This is a genomic window from Salinimicrobium profundisediminis (assembly GCF_026241755.1).
GTDB classification, from domain to species: Bacteria; Bacteroidota; Bacteroidia; order Flavobacteriales; family Flavobacteriaceae; genus Salinimicrobium; species Salinimicrobium profundisediminis.
This window is the reverse complement of the sequence record NZ_JAPJDA010000028.1, coordinates 35,585-51,889: the sequence shown is the minus strand read 5'-3', so window position 1 is coordinate 51,889 and position 16,305 is coordinate 35,585. Positions and strand designations below refer to the sequence as shown.

The window sequence follows — 16,305 nt, the reverse complement described above, 5'->3', positions numbered from 1 at the left end:
CCCCTTTTTTGAGCCCAATGTGCCGCCATGCCTATCATGGTAGAGAATTTGTTCCAGGAATAATCAAGGGTAAAATCATATTCCACCTTGTTATTTGGCTCGTTCCACAGTTCAACCCATTCAAAATATTCCCCGTACCGGGTGATCATAGTATCTATAAAATCGGCGTAGGCTTTAAGGTCTTTAGGCGGTGCCGAGGTCTTCGGCATCTCACCAATTGATGGTGGCGTATAAAGGAAGCAAGGCAGTATCTCTACGTGTGGAGCAAGTTCGGCAAAGAGCCAGTCGTACCACTCCTCTGTACCTTCTACATACCAGTCGGCCCACGAAATCCCTGTACGCAGGTGTTTAATTCCAAGTTTTTTGAAATCTTCTATCGCGGCTTTCACTTCCTCGTACTCCCCGGGCCTAAACCATTCCAGAATGCCGAGGGAAGGAGTATTATTATTTAGATTCTTCTTTACGTTCATAGCTGTTCTTTTACACGGTTAGACCTCTGGAAGACAATTCGCTGCTTGCTTTGCTCACATTGTCTGTGGCTATTTGGGTTTTGAGCCATTCAGCAAGTTCGTAAAGGCCATCTTCGAATTTCACTTCGGGAGTAAATCCCAGTTTCTCTCTTGTCTTGGTATTGTCTGCAAAGCAGTGTCTTATATCGCCAACTCTATATTTTCCAGTGACTTCAGCTTTAATATTTTCTTTACCCATTACACCTGCAAGTTTATCTGCAATCTCAAGGATGCTGTACTGGTTACCGCTGCCCACGTTAAATACCTCTCCATCGGCTTCTGGTTTTTCCATAGCCAGGCGAATGGCACGGGCTACATCTTTTACATGAATGAAATCACGCTTTTGTTTACCATCTTCAAAGATCATTGGCGGATTGTCATTAAGCAGGCGGGAAGCAAAAATTGCAAGTACACCGGTATAAGGGTTAGACAGCGCCTGGCGGGTTCCATAGACATTAAAGAACCGCAACGCTGTGGTGGGTATGTTATAAGCTTTGCCGGTAATAAGGCTTAGCCGTTCCTGATCGTATTTTGAAAGGGCGTACACCGAAGAAAGATTAGGGGTTTTAGACTCGGGAGTCGGAACAGGTTGTAGCTCTTTCCCATTGCTGTCATACATTTCCCATTGTCCGTTTTTAAGATCGGCAAGTTTGCGTTCACAGTCCATCCTTTTCTCCCCGGCCTCATTGAGGTAAAGGCCTTCCCCATAGATGCTCATGCTTGATGCAGTAACTAATTTCTCTACCGGGTTGTCCATCAAAGCCTCCATAAGTACGGCTGTTCCCACGTTATTAACATCGGTGTAGTCTTTGATTTGGTACATGCTTTGTCCTACTCCTACCATCGCTGCAAGGTGTACCACGGCATCTATGCCTTCAAGAGCCTTTTCAACAGCCGCTTTGTCGCGCACATCTCCTATTTGCAGTTCTACATTTGGGTTGAGGTAATCGGGGCGGATAGCATTTTCTCCATGCACCTGTTCAGACAGATTGTCCAGGGCCCTCACTGTATATCCCTCCTTCAAGAATTCATCTGCAAGGTGAGACCCTATAAATCCTGCTCCTCCGGTTATTAATATTTTCTTCTGCATTTGGTTGGTTTTGATTGGTTAGAAGTTTTGTAATAATGGTCTGGTGGTGATTTTATTTATGCTGGTTCCCTTTTTCTTATTGAGCGCATACCACACGTCTTCTGCGATTTCCTGCGGATGTATGGCACTCATTCCCATCTCTTCTACGGAAGCATTTCCTGAGATCTCATGTTCAAAAAAGGAGGTGTCTACTATGCCGGGGCTAACCACGGTAACATTAATGTGTGGCAGGGTTTCCAGCCTTAATGTCTCAGCGATCATCTCCAGTGCACTTTTTGAAGCCGCGTAAATGCCCCCATAAGCGTGAGGCTGGTTGGCCGCAACTGAAGAAATGAATACCACATTCCCATTTTCTTTAGAGATCATGTTGGGGGTAAATGCCCGTATGCACCTAAGAGGGCCCAGTAGGTTTGTCTCCAGTACTGCCTTCCATTTTTCGGGGTCTCCTTCAGAAAGTTTTTCTTTGATACCCTGTCCTGCATTTATGATGAGATAATCGGGATGGCCTACATTCTCTGTGGTCCAGGCATAGAGCTCATCAATATCTTCAGCCTTTCTTACATCGCAATGGCGAAACTGAATGTTTTCCTCCTTAAAATGCCCTTTTTGAAAGTCGGCTACAACCACTCTTACCCCTTCTTTGCTCAGCTTTTGGGCTATTGCTTTGCCAATGCCACTACTTCCGCCCGTAACAAGTGCTATTTTGGAAGTAGTTTTTTGGTTCATTTAGTTGAGTTTATTTCAGTTTATATAAGAAAAACCTTTTAGTTATTTTTTCCGGCAGAAGTACAGAAGGGGGAGATATGTTCTGCGGAAAAAAAAGGGCTGAGTTTCCTCACCGCCCGATATTTTCAAAGGTACATGAGGAGCCTGTGAAATTTTACTAAAACAAACCTAAAACATTCTTAAACCCCTATATTTCACTGGACTTTCAAGCCAGGATCAGCAGCCGTGGGAAGGGATAAATACGTCAGATATTTCTTAATAATGGCAGCAGCAGTCACGGTTGAAGAAGCTGTAAAAAAAAAAGAACAGGAGCTCTTTTGGCTCCTGTTCTTTTCATTCAAATTCGAATATTTTTTATGACTTACAATACTTCTGAAGAGCTTTTTGCCATTTTATAGCCCTGTCCAGCCGATTATTTTTCTCGGTAACAGGATCTTCTTCCTCGGCATAAAAAATAAGCCTTTTGTCTTCGTTGCTTTTGCTTTTCAGCAGGAGAGAGATCTCTCTTATCTCATCGAGAGCCTGAGTGTTTTTCTCATCTTCATCAATCTTGATGATCTCAATCTTCATTAGGTCTTTAAGATCGATTTCCTGTAGATCGGCCTTTTCAGCAGACCTCAAAAGGAGGAACTTTCCGGCAGTTTTATCAAGACCTATAGACAAACCATGAGTATTCTCAGTTTCATCAAGATTATAGCCTTTCTTACTTGCCAAAAATGCCATTTTTTTAGCTCGTTTTTTCTCTTTGTGTGACTGGTTGTAAACGAGGTAACCAACGGGAGCTATGAATAAGATTAGTAGTCCCAAACCCATTAGGGTGGATGCTGTATCCATTTTTATATAATTTATTGTGAACGATTTATTATGTTATCCTGATATTTTGCAAAAAAGGATGGCGTTCACAAGAAAAAATGTTTGGGGAAAAGCTGAATTTTTAAATCCTTTCGTAAATCTCTATTAAAGCTGAAATAGGATGCCCCTGATGGATTTTCGCAAAGGCTAAAAGAATTAAATCCTAAAGAAGAAATGGCGGGCCAGGGGTTTTGCTGAAGCTCGGGAAGCTCCTGGAACAAATTCTCCCTGTAGGCCACTGAAAGCGGATTGGCAGCAGCTAATTTTTCGGAAGAAGACGATTGCTCTTCATGTACTTCAGAAAAATTAAAAGCATATCCTGATCCCCCTCCAATGCTGAAAAAAGCAAGGAAGAGGACCAGTAGTTTTATTGTTATTTTAGGCTGCTGCTGCACAAGCCAAAGTTACTCAAAAAGTAGACCGTTATAAAAGTTTGACAGCATCTTTAGCAAAATAACTTGCAATCATTTGTGCACCGGCTCTTTTAATAGCTGTGAGCTGTTCGAGCATAACGGCATCATGATCAAGCCAGCCTTTTTCGGCCGCTGCTTTAAGCATCGAGTACTCTCCGCTCACCTGGTAAACCGCAACGGGTACATTTACGGTATTTTTGATCTCCCGCACAATATCCAGGTAGCACAGGCCGGGTTTTACCATCACCATGTCGGCGCCTTCCTCAATATCCTGCAGCGTTTCCTTAATGGCTTCCTCTCTGTTGGCAGGATCCATCTGGTAAGTTTTCTTGTCTCCAAATCCCGGTGCCGAATCTAGGGCATCGCGAAACGGACCATAAAAAGCTGAAGCGTATTTGGCACTGTAGCTTAAAATCCCTGCGTTGAAATGCTTTTCCTGCTCCAAAAGTTCTCTGATGGCTTTTATGCGGCCATCCATCATATCACTTGGCGCAACGAAATCGGCACCTGCCTGCACATGCGAAAGTGACATTTTTGCAAGGACTTCTTTTGTGGGGTCGTTAAGAATGTACCCGTTTTCAACTATACCGTCATGGCCGTAAGAAGAGTAGGGGTCAAGAGCGACATCGGTCATTACCAGCATTTCGGGTACGGCATCTTTGATGGTCTTCACTGCCCGTTGCATTAGGCCATCCTTATTTAAAGCTTCAGTTCCTTTATTGTCCTTGAGGTTGTCGGGCACTTTTACAAAGATGAGTACCGATTTTAAGCCAAGATCCCAGAGTTCTTTTACTTCTTTTTCCAGGAGGTCAAGGCTGTACCTAAAGTAATTAGGCATTGATGCAATTTCTTCCTTTATATTTTTTCCCTCCACAACAAAAAGAGGAACTATAAAATCATTTGGAGTAAGTGAAGTTTCCCTCACAAGGCCTCTTATTACTTCATTTGTTCTAAGTCTGCGGTTTCTTATTAACATGATATGAGATTCGGTTATTACTGTTTAATTTGTATTATTATTATGGTGCTTTAAAAAGGTATTGCGGCTTATATTCTACATTGTATTTCTTCAGGAAATTCTCATACTCGTCCTGGAAGGAACTTTTTTTTATGATGTTCCTTCTGATTTTCAATATAAGTAATTGCCGATGTCAATTGGGAATGGCCAAGACTGAAAGCACCGAAGCCCTGTTGCCATTCAAATTTGCCGTTTATCCAGCCTTTTTCATTAATGAAACGGGATGAATTTGATTTAATATCCCGAATAAGACTTGATAGAGACAAGTCGGGTTTGATTCCAATTAAAAGGTGAAGATGGTCTGGCATTCCATTAATTCGTAGCAACTTTTGACCCTTATTTTTGACTATACCCGTAATATAGGAGTAGAGTTCGTCATCCCAATTTTTGGAAATTAGGCTATGTCGACCTTTAACAGCGAAAATAACATGAATGTATATTTTGGAATAAATATCGGCCATTGTTATGCCGCTCCTCTGGAGCTTTTTTGATTTTAATGAATCTAATCTATAAATATTTCGCTCCTCTGGAGCTCAGATTCTCCCTATCGAATTTAAAATATCTAAATCTTCAAAGAGCTTTAGATTAAATAATTTTTCTAACGAGCAAAAACACCATCAACATTCCGGAGAAATTTTCTGCGGTGAAAATCTGTTTTTACTGCTTCTTGAGAGTAATTTTGATCCTTCCATAGATTAAAATCTACTCAAGAATTTAAGCCTCGGAGAGGCGATATATTTTTAGTAATATAAGCATCTCGTATTATGAGCTCCAGAGGAGCGACATATCAGGTCCACGATCTTGGATGACGAAGCACCTCTACAAGTTTTTCTTCTTCGCTTCCGGGTTCGGGATGATGATCATATACCCACTGCACATGCGGAGGAAGGCTCATCAATATACTTTCTATTCGTCCGTTGGTTTTTAATCCGAAGAGCGTGCCTTTATCATGCACCAGGTTGAATTCTACATAACGGCCCCGTCTTATCTCCTGCCAGTTACGCTGATTGGGGGTGAAAGAGAGGCTTTTCCTTTTTTCAACAATGGGAAGATAAGCCTCCAGGAAGCTGTCTCCAACATCGGTTACAAAATTATACCATTCTTCGCTACCCTTTTCTTCAGAAGGCCTTAAATAATCAAAGAATAATCCGCCAATTCCCCTGGCTTCATCCCGGTGGGAGTTCCAGAAATAGTTGTCGCATTTTTCCTTGAATTCAGAATAAAAAGTGGCATCATGCCGGTCGCAGGCAGTTTTACACACCTTGTGAAAATGTTGGGCATCCTCTTCAAAAAGATAATAAGGAGTAAGATCCTGTCCGCCGCCAAACCAGCTATCTACCGTATTTCCATCTTTGTCATACATTTCAAAATAGCGCCAGTTTGCATGTACGGTTGGTACCATAGGGCTTTTTGGATGTAGCACGAGGCTTATTCCGCAGGCAAAGAAATTTACATCGCCCACTCCAAAATGTTTTTGCATGGCAGGGGCGAGTGGTCCAAAAACTTTGGAGATGTTCACTCCGCCTTTTTCAAATACATTTCCATCTTCAATGACCCGGGTGCGGCCACCACCGCCTTCCTCCCGGTGCCAAAGATCTTCTTTGAAAACTGCTTTTCCGTCAATGGCTTCAAGATTGGCCGTGATACGATCTTGCAGGTCCTGTATATATGCGTAAAATTTCTCCTTCATCTTTAGGGTTAGACTTCTTCTATGAATACCGGTTTATAATTCTCTTCTTCAACTTCTCTAAGGCTTGTAACCCTTACTGCTTCGGTCATCATTTTTTGTAACACAGGTACAATTTTTTCCTTTTCTTCAGAATTACTTCTGAATAACTGCCTGCCAATCTTGTTGTTGTGAAGGTCCATTGCTTTGGCAAGACCTTCATTTGGTGAAAGCCGTTCATGAAGATCGGTAATTATTTTACTCCAGTGGGTAGCCTCCTCCAATGATCCGGCTGCGTTAACACAGTACGTGCATATAAGGTAGTTCCAGAGTGCATGGCGAAAGGCATTGGTCCTGTTGTTTTCATGATGTAGCTTTCCATACAACTGGTTACAGATCTTTATCGTTTTATTAGTAGCCCTGTAAGTGGGAATAAGGTAAACAGGGTGTTTTAAAAAGACCTTTACAAGAATAACCAGTTCGCTAAACCTAAGGCTTGTTATTCTTTTACCTACTACCACTTTTACCAAACTTTATACTCCTTCACGGCTTCTACAAAAGCGATGGCATTTTCAACAGGAATATCGGGTAAAATCCCGTGGCCAAGATTCACAACATACCTGTCTTTTCCAAATTGGTTGATCATGTCGTGTACCATCTGTTTTATTTGAGCAGGTGGCGAATAAAGCCTACTCGGGTCAAAATTTCCCTGCAGGGTGATTTCGCCTCCCGTTAGTTTTCTTGCCATTTCCGGGGAACAGGTCCAGTCTACGCCAAGTGCAGAAGCGCCCGACTTTGCCATACTATCAAGGGCAAACCAGCAGCCTTTTCCAAAGGCGATTACCGGGATCTCCGTTTTTAGCGCATCGATGATCTGCTGAATATATTTCCATGAGAATTCCTGATAATCTTTGGGAGAAAGCATGCCGCCCCAGGAATCAAATACCTGCACTGCATCAACACCAGCCTCTACTTTTGTTTTCAGATAAGCTATAGTTGTATCAGTGATTTTCTGAAGCAGGGTATGGGCAGCCTGCGGATTGGTAAAACAGAATTTCTTTGCAATGTCAAAGTTTTTGGAACCCTGTCCCTGTACCGCATAACAAAAAATTGTCCAGGGAGAACCTGCAAAACCAATTAACGGCACCTCGTTATTGAGCTCCTTCTTGGTCATTTTGACGGCCTCCATAACGTAACCTAAAGTTTCATGAACATCGGGAACAATCACTTTTTCAACATCAGCCGTTGTTCTCACTGGGTTGGGAAGCCATGGCCCCAGCCCCGGTTTCATTTGTACCTCAATGTTCATCGCCTGTGGTACCACCAAAATGTCACTGAACAAAATAGCGGCATCGGTACCTACCTGGTGAATTGGCATTACAGTAATTTCTGTAGCCAGTTCGGGGGTGCGGCAGCGGGTAAAGAAATCGTACTTATCCTTGAGCTTCATAAAATCGGGCAAATATCTTCCTGCCTGGCGCATCATCCACACCGGCGGTCGCTCTACAGTTTCACCTTTTAAAGCTCGAAGAAAAAGATCGTTTTTTATCATAATTTTTATTATTCGAATGTTAGTTGTGCAGACAAATAAAGCCTGCGTATATCGTGAACTTCCTGAAAATTTTGTTTTCCTCCAAAAAGATCCAAAATTTCTTCCTCTTTCACAATTTTAGAAGATTCGGCTAAGGTTTCTTTATATGAAGAAAAAGCATAGGTTTTAAAATCTTTATTAAAATGGATAAGAGGATTTAAGTTTACGTAGATTATTAGTTGCCTTAAGTAATCTTCACTATCTACTTTAATTCGTTTAAAATGTTTTTCAAACAGGCTACCGGTTCTATTCTCTGCTTTGTTATAAGATTTGACATAAGGATTAAAGAAATTAGAAAAGCTTTGAATAACATCTTTAGGTTCTTTTTCAATTCTCACAACTAGGTGAAAGTGGTTTTGAAGCAGGCAATATGCAAAGGTTGAAACCTTTTCAGCTAAATATTTGTTGTACTGTTTGAGAAAATATCTTTTGTTTTCTTCATTAGAAAAAATGTTCGCCTTATTGATACCTCTATTATAGAGGTGATAAAACGAATCTTTTTCTAACGTTTCAAGTTTCATTTTTTCTACTTCACCAGACCTGCAAGGTCTTTTTTAACCTTGTAGGTCTCATATTTATACGGTTCAAATACCTACAAGGTTTTGAAAACCCTGCAGGTATGCCACCAGTGTTATTTTAAAGTCTTCACCACCTGTACAATGACATTTTCAATAGTCGGTGTGCTGGCGATGACCACATTTTCTGTAAAATTCTTTGCTTCGGAAGCTGTTGTTGTTCCAATACAAAAAGCTATGCTGGGTTTTAAATTATTACTTGCACAGTAACTTCGCACTGCGCTGGGGCTAAAAAACAGCACTCCCTCAAAGATACGATCTATTTTTTTTGGCACCAAAAGGGTGTCGTATACTTCTATTTCGGTGAGTTTTACCCCTGCCGATCTTAATCGCTCCGGAAGCTCGGCGTGCCTCTTTTTTCCGCAGAAGAACAGGAAATTTTCTTTGCTGTGGCTCTCAATAATTTCTGAAGCCAAAAGGGCCCCATAATTTGCCATTTTTGACACCCTGAAGCCATGCTGTATTAGAAAGGCTTCAGTTTTTTCACCTACACAAAAGATATTTTTCTGCTGAATTTCCTTCATCCGAGAATGCTGAAGTATTGTTCTTACCGAATTCTTGCTCGTAAAAATGACATTTTCGGGAAGGGTTTTTATTTCAAAGTCTAAAGGTTCTATTGAAATGAAATCAGTTTCTACGAGGCCTATTCCTTTATTCAAAAGTAGTTCTCTCTGGCCCGAAGTCAGTTTTTTTGTAGAAAGTACGCTAATGTCCGCTCTCTCTTTAGAAAGTGATTGCTTACTCCCGTGACTTTCTTTTTTATTAAACAAAAGACTTTATGATTGGTGGCCAAAAAGTTAGCCCTTGGTGTTGTTTACCTCTTCCTTGATCTTGCGCATAAGCACATCACCGCCGGCGCTTAATACTTCTTCGGCACATTTACGACCGAAACCTTTGTGTTGAGAAACCGGAATTTCTTTTTCTACCCCAATTCTCTCCTGCCCGTCAAGGCTGAAAAGTGCAGCTTTAAAATGCACCGTCCCGTCTTGAACGGTAGCAAGTGCACCAATCGGGGCAGTACAACCACCTTCCAGTACTCGTAAGAATTCTCTTTCAATATGCACGCAAACTGCTGTAGATTCATGATTTAGAGCAGCAAGAGCTTTTCTGCAAAACTCATCATCTTCCTTTGCTACCACCAGCATGGCTCCCTGTGCGGGGGCGGGGATCATCCATTTGAGATCTAAGTAAGCTTCGGGGGTTAAATTTATACGCTCAAGGCCTGCCGCTGCAAACACAGCGCCATTCCAGGTACTGTCTTCCAGTTTTTGGAGCCGGGTATTGACGTTGCCACGCAAATCTACGATCTCGTGGTTAGGATATTTGTGTAACCATTGTGCCTGTCGGCGCAGGCTTCCGGTAGCAATAATACCGTCGTCGTCATTCAGAAAATCGGTTCCTTTATGAACCAAAATGTCGTGTGTATTTGCCCTTTTTAAGACCGCAGCCTCTACAATGCCCTGCGGTAGTGCGGTAGGAACATCTTTCATGGAATGCACGGCGATGTCTATTTGATTTGTGATCATGGCGACATCGAGGGTTTTAGTAAAAATACCGGTAATGCCAAATTCGTAAAGGGGCTTATCCAGCACCAGGTCTCCCTGAGATTTTACCGGAACCAGTTTAGTTTCATGGCCCAGCTTTTCGAGCGCATTCTTAACGGCATTTGCCTGCCACAGCGCCAGTTCGCTGTCACGCGTACCTATACGAATCACCCTGCTCATCTCTTGGCGGTTTCTTCAAGTTGAAAAACCTTTTGGATCAACTCCAGGCTTTCATCGGTACTATTCGAATCGCCTTTTAAGTGATTGGCAAACTGGTTCATGATCTTCTGAATGATACGATCTCCAAGTACTTCGGCCTGCCGTTCATTAAAGTTCTCAATCTTTTTGCGTTGAAAATCTACTTCGGCATCTTTCATCGTCCGCAGTTTCTTTTTCAAAGCTTTTATGGTAGGGGCAAATTTTCGGGTTTCCAGCCATGAGTTGAAGTCGGCCTCCATTTCAGTAATAATCTCATGAGCCTGGGGAATGGCGGCCTTTCTTCTTTCCAGGGTTTCATCGGTCATCTGTGAAAGGTGATCGAGGTGGATAAGAGAAACCCCCGGAAGTTCTTCTACATCAGTAGAAACATTTTTAGGGATAGAAAGATCTAAAATCAACAGGTCTTTCTTGTTAAAGATAAGATCTTTGGTAATGGTAGGATTTTGTGCTCCTGTAGCCACTATCAATACATCTGCCTGCCTAATTTCGGCTTGTAGATCGGCGTAATCTTTAACGGTAAGATCAAATTTTCCGGCTACTTTTTCTGCCTTGTTTTTGGTCCTGTTTATAAGGGTGATTTGGTGGTTCTTTGTGTGTTTTACAAGGTTCTCGCAAGTATTGCGGCCAATTTTTCCTGTACCAAACAGTAAAATATTGAGCTCTGAAGGATTTTCGAAATTCTTCAGAATATATTGTACTGAAGCAAAACTTACTGAAGTAGCTCCCGAAGATATTCCTGTTTCATTCTTAATGCGTTTGCTTGCCTGGATCACGGCATTGACCAGCCGCTCTAAAAATGGATTTGAGACTCCGATATCCTTTGAATCTATAAATGCCGATTTTATCTGGCTAATTATTTCAAAGTCTCCCAATATCTGGCTGTCCAGCCCGGTACCCACTCTAAACATGTGAGAAATGGCATCTTTGTTCTTGTAAACATAAGCCACTTTTTCAAATTCTTCAACGGTACCGTGTGTATGCTCACATAACAACTTGATCAATTGAAACGGGTGCTGTGCAAAACCGTAAATTTCGGTCCGGTTACAGGTGGAGGTAACAATGAGTCCGTCGATACCTTCAGCTTTTGCCTGCTCAAGCAAATTCTTCTTTCCGGTTTCGTCCAGGCTAAAGTGGCCTCTTACTTCGGCATCGGCTTTCTTGTAACTAAGACCAATGGTATAAAAATGTTTTCCTCTAGAAATATTGTAATCTTCCATGTACCTGAATAGCATTCTAACGGGCAAATTTAAGCTAAGCTTAAAGTAAAAAACAACGCTCAAAGTACATTTTTTGTCGCTGCACGTGATTTTGTCCCTAAAAGTGATTAAAATCATTTATTTGGGCTATTTTTACCTGTGAAATATGGAAACTTAGCTTTTTAGTTTAGAACGTTTCTAAATAGAAGCTGCTAAAAAACCAATTTTGTCATGCAGGAAAATGTCGCTCAAAGTACCTTTGAAAAAACCCGTCTTGAAGAAGGTTTTTACTTGCTCAGGTTTCAAAACCCGTCAAAGGAGCGGGTAAAGATTCAGCGGAATATCAACAGTAATTTTATACAGTTTCACTTTTCAGGAAAAGGAGAAGGAAGGTTCTTTTTCAACAATGGGAACTACAAGATTCCGCTGCTTGAAGAGAATGCGTTGCTGCTGTACAACCCAAAAAGAGACCTACCAATAGACCTGGAATTACAGGCCGGGAGCTGGGTGATCTCTATTGTTATTTCCCTTAAGAAATTTCATGCCCTCTTTTCTGAAGATGCCGGTTACGTGAGTTTTCTCAGCCTTGAGAATCGCGATAAGCAATATTATAAAGACAGTCCGCTCACGCCGGGTATGGTGATTGTCTTAAACCAAATTGCCAATTACAATGTGGTGCCCAGTATCAAAAACCTCTATTTTAAGGCAAAAGCTTATGAATTGCTGAGCCTCTATTTCAACCGATCTGAAGAACCTAATGTGGAACAATGTCCTTTTTTAAGTGACGAAGAGAATGTGCTTAAAATTAGAAAGGCAAAAGAAATTATTATTGCCAACATGGCCGAGCCACCTTCGTTACAGGAGCTTTCACGGGAAATTGGCTTAAGCCTTAAAAAATTAAAAGAAGGCTTTAAACAAATATACGGCGATTCGGTTTTCAGTTTTTTATTTGATTACAAAATGGAATCGGCCAGAAAACTACTTGATTCGGGTGAATTTAATGTGAATGAGGTAGGTTTAAAAGTGGGATATAGCACCTCAAGCCACTTTATCGCAGCTTTTAAAAAGAAATTCGGCACTACCCCAAAAAAATATCTCATGTCGCTTTCTTCGGAAGCTTAAACTATAAGTTTCTTCAATAGAACTATTTTTTTAGAGCTTTTCTGAAGCTTTTTAGCCGAATTTAATAATCGTATTTTTGCTTCAAATTTAACAGATGAGTAAAGGAGTATTATTGGTGAACCTGGGTTCGCCCGACAGTACAGATCCGGAAGATGTAAAGAAATATCTGGATGAATTCCTTATGGATGAAAGGGTAATTGATGTTCCTTATTGGGCACGCACCCTCCTGGTACGCGGAATTATCCTGAATACCAGGCCCAAGAAATCGGCTGAAGCTTATAAGAGAATATGGTGGGAGGAAGGTTCTCCTCTTATTGTACTTTCTGAAAGACTTCAGGAGAAAGTTGATGAACTTACTTCTGTGCCAATTGCACTGGCCATGCGTTATGGGAAGCCTTCTATAAAAGCGGGTCTCGAAGAGCTGCATGAAAAAGGGGTAGATGAGGTACTGATCTTTCCATTGTATCCGCAGTTTGCCATGGCTACTACCGAAACCATCCTGGTGCTGGCAGAAGAGCTTCGGAAAAAGCATTTTCCGCAGATGCAGTTTACTTCAGTTCCTGCTTTTTACAATCACGATGATTACATTCGTGTGCTAAGCACAAGTATTTCAGAATCTTTAAAAGGGGTAGATTTTGATCATCTTTTGTTTTCTTACCACGGGGTTCCAAAAAGGCATATTAGAAAAAGCGATATCACTAACTCGCATTGCAAGATAGATGGCAGTTGTTGCCAGACGCCTTCGGCAGCACATCAATTCTGCTACCGTCACCAGTGTTATGAGACCACAAAGCTGGTAGCCGAACACCTGGGGCTCGAAAAGGGCAAATATTCAGTCTCATTTCAGTCCAGGCTTGGGTTTGATCCCTGGTTGCAGCCATATACCGACCGTACTATTGAGAGAAAAGGGCTTGAGGGTGTGAAAAACCTTGCTATTGTATGTCCTGCCTTTGTTTCCGATTGTTTGGAGACGCTGGAGGAGATCGCTATGGAAGGAAAAGAGATCTTTGAAGAAGCCGGGGGCGAGAAATTCACCACGGTGCCCTGTTTAAACGATCGCGAGGATTGGGTGAAAGTCCTCTCCCGCTGGATTGATGAGTGGGCGCACCAGAATGCAGCCGTATAATGCCATTTTTGACACCTTAGCTTTAGAATGGGCTTTTCATTATCTTTGATATACTATGGAAAAGGATAAGTTAAAATTAGAACTTCTGGAAAAGATAATCGCTTGTGAGAATGAGGTTATTTTAAAAAAGGTAGAAGAATTACTCTTTGGAGTTTCTGAAGCCGGTGAAGAGTATGGCCTGGATGCATATACAGAACTTTCTCAAGAATTAAGTATTTCTGCCGAACAGGAGGAGGAGTTGATGAGGAGGTACGAAGATCATCTTCAAAGCAGAGGTAAATCATATACGTGGGAAGAAGTCAAAAAGAATCTTAACGATTCTTATGAATTATAAAGTGAAATTCCGGGAGGAGGCTCAGCGAGATTTGTTCAAAGCATATTCATGGTATGAAGATCAAAAGAAAGGTTTAGGAGATGAATTTACTTCTGAAGTTGAAAACACTACCGAATATTTGAAGACAAATCCTGAAGCTTTTCAACTAAAAAGGAAGGGATTTAGAGAAATTGGTTTAAAAAAATTTCCATATGTGATGATTTACAGGTTGACAGGCACTTTGGTGCTTATCTTTGCCATCTTCCACACACACCTAAACCCCAATAAAAAACCTTCAGCATAAATTGGAATACTACAATTACATCAAGTCGCTGCACCTCATTTTTGTGATCACCTGGTTCGCCGGACTTTTTTATATTCCGAGGCTGTTTATTTACCACATCGAAGCCCTTGATAAGCCCGAACCTGAAAAGAGCATTTTAAGCGATCAATTAAAGATCATGACCAGGAGGTTGTGGTATATCATCACCTGGCCCTCGGCTGTACTCGCTACTTTGTTTGCAGTATGGCTGCTTATCCTGATGCCAGACTGGCTCCAAATGCCCTGGATGCACGTAAAACTTACTTTTGTGTTGCTCCTTTTTGCCTATCATGGCAAAAGTCATCACATCTTTAAGCAACTGCAAAGCGATAAAGCTACCTGGACTTCTAACCAAATGAGGCTCTGGAATGAAGGGTCAACTCTTATCCTGTTTGCGGTAGTATTTCTTGTTATTCTTAAAGATGCGTTTAACTGGATCTTTGGCTTAATAGGCATCTTTTTACTTGCTGCAATGTTAATGCTGGGAGTGAAAATGTATAAACGTATACGCACAAGAAACGAAGGGCATTAGAACGGTTCAATTATTGTTGCGTATTTTGGCATTTTAAAACCATCTTTTTTGAAGTTTTCTTTAAGAACCCGAATATTCCTGTCTATGATTGTGCTGGTGCTGCTGGCGTCAATCCTTATTGGAGGAATAACAGTGCTGCAGTACAAGCAGGAAGCCCAGGATTATCATAAAGAAAGGCTTGAGCGCAAAGAAGAGGCAATAAGAGAGCATATCAAGTTCGTAGTAGAGAGTACTACCTATGAAGTTAGTGAAGAAAATCTCTACCTTATTTTAAAGGAACGGGACAAGATTCATGAGATTTCCCAGGTGCACAATATGCCTATTAATATTTACAGTCTTGAGGGAGATCTCATCTTAAAATCAAACCAGTCTTTTTTCCCCGACACCACCGATCTTCGGCTGAGTAATAGTGTGCTTGAACAGCTGGAATCGTCCTCGAGAAAGAGGATCATTCGGCAAACAGTCAAAAATGACAAAAGATTTCAGTCTTCTTACACCTATATTACCGACAATAAATTCAGGCCCCTGGCCATTCTCAACCTGCCGTATCTCGAAGATGATTACTTCATCACCCGCGACCTTAGAAACTTTCTTGTAAAGCTTACCGAGGTGTACTTGTTTATGCTGGTGCTGGCAATATTACTGGCTTACTTCCTTTCCAAATATATTACCCGCAGTTTAAAAACAGTTTCGGAAAGGATACATCAAACCCGGCTCGACAAGAAGAACCAAAAGATTGAGATTGGCAATGTAAGTGAAGAGATCTATACGCTCGTGGCGGCATATAATTCAATGATCGACGAGCTGGAAGAAAGTGCAGCCAAACTGGCTACCAGTGAGCGCGAGCAGGCCTGGCGCGAGATGGCAAAACAGGTGGCGCACGAGATCAAGAATCCGCTTACCCCCATGCGTTTAAGCGTGCAAAGCTTCCAGAGAAAATTTGATCCCAACGATCCGCAAATGCAGCAAAAGGTAGACGAGTTCAGCGATACCTTGATCACGCAAATCGATACGATGAGCTCTATTGCTTCGGCCTTTTCAAATTTTGCCAAGATGCCGGCGCAGCAAAATGAGACGCTAAATGTTCCAAAAATAGTAAAACTGGCACTCGATATTTTCAATGAAGATTACATCCTTTTTTCTTCGGAAAAAGAAGAAATAGTGGCCAAGTTTGATCGTACTCAGCTTATTCGGGTAGTCACAAACCTTGTGAAAAATGCGGTGCAGGCTGTAGAAAAAGAGGAACATCCGGCGGTGCTGGTAACGGTGACCCAGGAAGAAGACCGTGCCTGCCTAATAGTGTCAGATAATGGGGTGGGAATTTCCGAAGAGAATAAAGAGAAGGTCTTTGAGCCCAAGTTCACCACCAAATCCAGCGGAATGGGTCTGGGCCTCGCCATGGTGAAAAACATAGTTGAAAGTTGTGGCGGAAGCATTGAGTTTTCGTCTAAATTAAATAAAGGCACTATCTTTAAGGTGCATTTTCCAAAATAG

19 protein-coding genes and 1 pseudogene are annotated in these 16,305 nt (G+C 41.6%); 6 read left to right on the top strand and 14 right to left on the bottom strand.

Translation table 11 applies throughout. From position 1 onward, the window contains the following. The 14 genes and pseudogenes from OQ279_RS15220 to hemA form a co-directional block, all read right to left on the bottom strand. On the bottom strand, positions 1–470 hold a 470-nt coding region (locus tag OQ279_RS15220; protein WP_266070858.1), incomplete at its 3' end, for a hypothetical protein. Positions 471–480: 10 nt separating this feature from the next. Then, a complete protein-coding gene (locus OQ279_RS15215) occupies positions 481–1,599 on the bottom strand; it encodes an NAD-dependent epimerase/dehydratase family protein (RefSeq protein ID WP_266070857.1) in 1,119 nt (372 codons plus the stop codon). Positions 1,600–1,617: 18 nt separating this feature from the next. Next, the gene (locus OQ279_RS15210) at positions 1,618–2,325 is read right to left on the bottom strand and encodes an SDR family oxidoreductase (RefSeq protein WP_266070856.1); all 708 of its coding nucleotides are present in this window, start codon (positions 2,323–2,325) and stop codon (positions 1,618–1,620) included. Between the two features lie 354 nt (positions 2,326–2,679). After that, a complete protein-coding gene (locus OQ279_RS15205) occupies positions 2,680–3,159 on the bottom strand; it encodes a hypothetical protein (protein ID WP_266070855.1) in 480 nt (159 codons plus the stop codon). A gap of 65 nt (positions 3,160–3,224) precedes the next feature. Then, positions 3,225–3,572, bottom strand: a complete 348-nt coding sequence (locus OQ279_RS15200; protein WP_266070854.1) for a hypothetical protein — start codon at positions 3,570–3,572, stop codon at positions 3,225–3,227. A 28-nt stretch (positions 3,573–3,600) separates the two neighbouring features. Continuing rightward, on the bottom strand, positions 3,601–4,566 hold the full coding sequence (gene hemB / locus OQ279_RS15195; RefSeq protein ID WP_266070853.1) for a porphobilinogen synthase: 966 nt from the start codon (positions 4,564–4,566) through the stop codon (positions 3,601–3,603). A 40-nt stretch (positions 4,567–4,606) separates the two neighbouring features. Continuing rightward, positions 4,607–5,066 (bottom strand): annotated as a pseudogene (gene tnpA, locus OQ279_RS15190) (IS200/IS605 family transposase). Between the two features lie 326 nt (positions 5,067–5,392). Continuing rightward, positions 5,393–6,295 (bottom strand): oxygen-dependent coproporphyrinogen oxidase, encoded by a 903-nt coding sequence (hemF, locus tag OQ279_RS15185; RefSeq protein WP_266070852.1) that lies wholly within the window; start codon positions 6,293–6,295, stop codon positions 5,393–5,395. Between the two features lie 8 nt (positions 6,296–6,303). Beyond that, entirely contained in the window at positions 6,304–6,792 is a 489-nt protein-coding gene (locus OQ279_RS15180; RefSeq protein WP_266070851.1) for a DUF6973 domain-containing protein, read from the bottom strand. A 2-nt stretch (positions 6,793–6,794) separates the two neighbouring features. Then, positions 6,795–7,823, bottom strand: a complete 1,029-nt coding sequence (gene hemE / locus OQ279_RS15175; protein ID WP_266070850.1) for a uroporphyrinogen decarboxylase — start codon at positions 7,821–7,823, stop codon at positions 6,795–6,797. Positions 7,824–7,831: 8 nt separating this feature from the next. Next, positions 7,832–8,383 (bottom strand): hypothetical protein, encoded by a 552-nt coding sequence (locus tag OQ279_RS15170; RefSeq protein ID WP_266070849.1) that lies wholly within the window; start codon positions 8,381–8,383, stop codon positions 7,832–7,834. A gap of 110 nt (positions 8,384–8,493) precedes the next feature. Continuing rightward, positions 8,494–9,207: a uroporphyrinogen-III synthase gene (locus tag OQ279_RS15165; RefSeq protein WP_266070848.1), complete on the bottom strand. Its 714-nt coding sequence runs from the start codon at positions 9,205–9,207 to the stop codon at positions 8,494–8,496. A gap of 27 nt (positions 9,208–9,234) precedes the next feature. After that, positions 9,235–10,161, bottom strand: coding sequence for a hydroxymethylbilane synthase (gene hemC, locus OQ279_RS15160; RefSeq protein ID WP_266070847.1), 927 nt, complete (start codon positions 10,159–10,161; stop codon positions 9,235–9,237). Next, a complete protein-coding gene (hemA, locus tag OQ279_RS15155; protein WP_266070863.1) occupies positions 10,158–11,417 on the bottom strand; it encodes a glutamyl-tRNA reductase in 1,260 nt (419 codons plus the stop codon). The genes hemC and hemA overlap by 4 nt, the downstream gene beginning before the upstream one ends. A gap of 210 nt (positions 11,418–11,627) precedes the next feature. Here hemA and OQ279_RS15150 point away from each other — a divergent pair, with 210 nt between their 5' ends. The 6 genes from OQ279_RS15150 (at position 11,628) to OQ279_RS15125 (ending at position 16,305) form a co-directional block, all read left to right on the top strand. After that, positions 11,628–12,518 carry an AraC family transcriptional regulator gene (locus OQ279_RS15150; protein ID WP_266070846.1) on the top strand — a complete coding sequence of 297 codons (891 nt, stop codon included), beginning with the start codon at positions 11,628–11,630 and terminating at the stop codon, positions 12,516–12,518. 94 nt (positions 12,519–12,612) lie between these two features. Further along, positions 12,613–13,644, top strand: a complete 1,032-nt coding sequence (hemH, locus tag OQ279_RS15145) for a ferrochelatase (protein WP_266070845.1) — start codon at positions 12,613–12,615, stop codon at positions 13,642–13,644. Between the two features lie 55 nt (positions 13,645–13,699). After that, complete coding sequence (locus OQ279_RS15140; protein ID WP_266070844.1) at positions 13,700–13,978, top strand: hypothetical protein; 279 nt, start codon at positions 13,700–13,702, stop codon at positions 13,976–13,978. Beyond that, positions 13,968–14,261 (top strand): type II toxin-antitoxin system RelE/ParE family toxin, encoded by a 294-nt coding sequence (locus tag OQ279_RS15135; protein WP_266070843.1) that lies wholly within the window; start codon positions 13,968–13,970, stop codon positions 14,259–14,261. Before OQ279_RS15140 ends, OQ279_RS15135 begins: the two co-directional genes overlap by 11 nt. Before the next feature lies 1 nt (position 14,262). Beyond that, positions 14,263–14,811, top strand: a complete 549-nt coding sequence (locus OQ279_RS15130) for a CopD family protein (RefSeq protein ID WP_266070842.1) — start codon at positions 14,263–14,265, stop codon at positions 14,809–14,811. 84 nt (positions 14,812–14,895) lie between these two features. Then, a complete protein-coding gene (locus OQ279_RS15125) occupies positions 14,896–16,305 on the top strand; it encodes a sensor histidine kinase (protein WP_266070862.1) in 1,410 nt (469 codons plus the stop codon).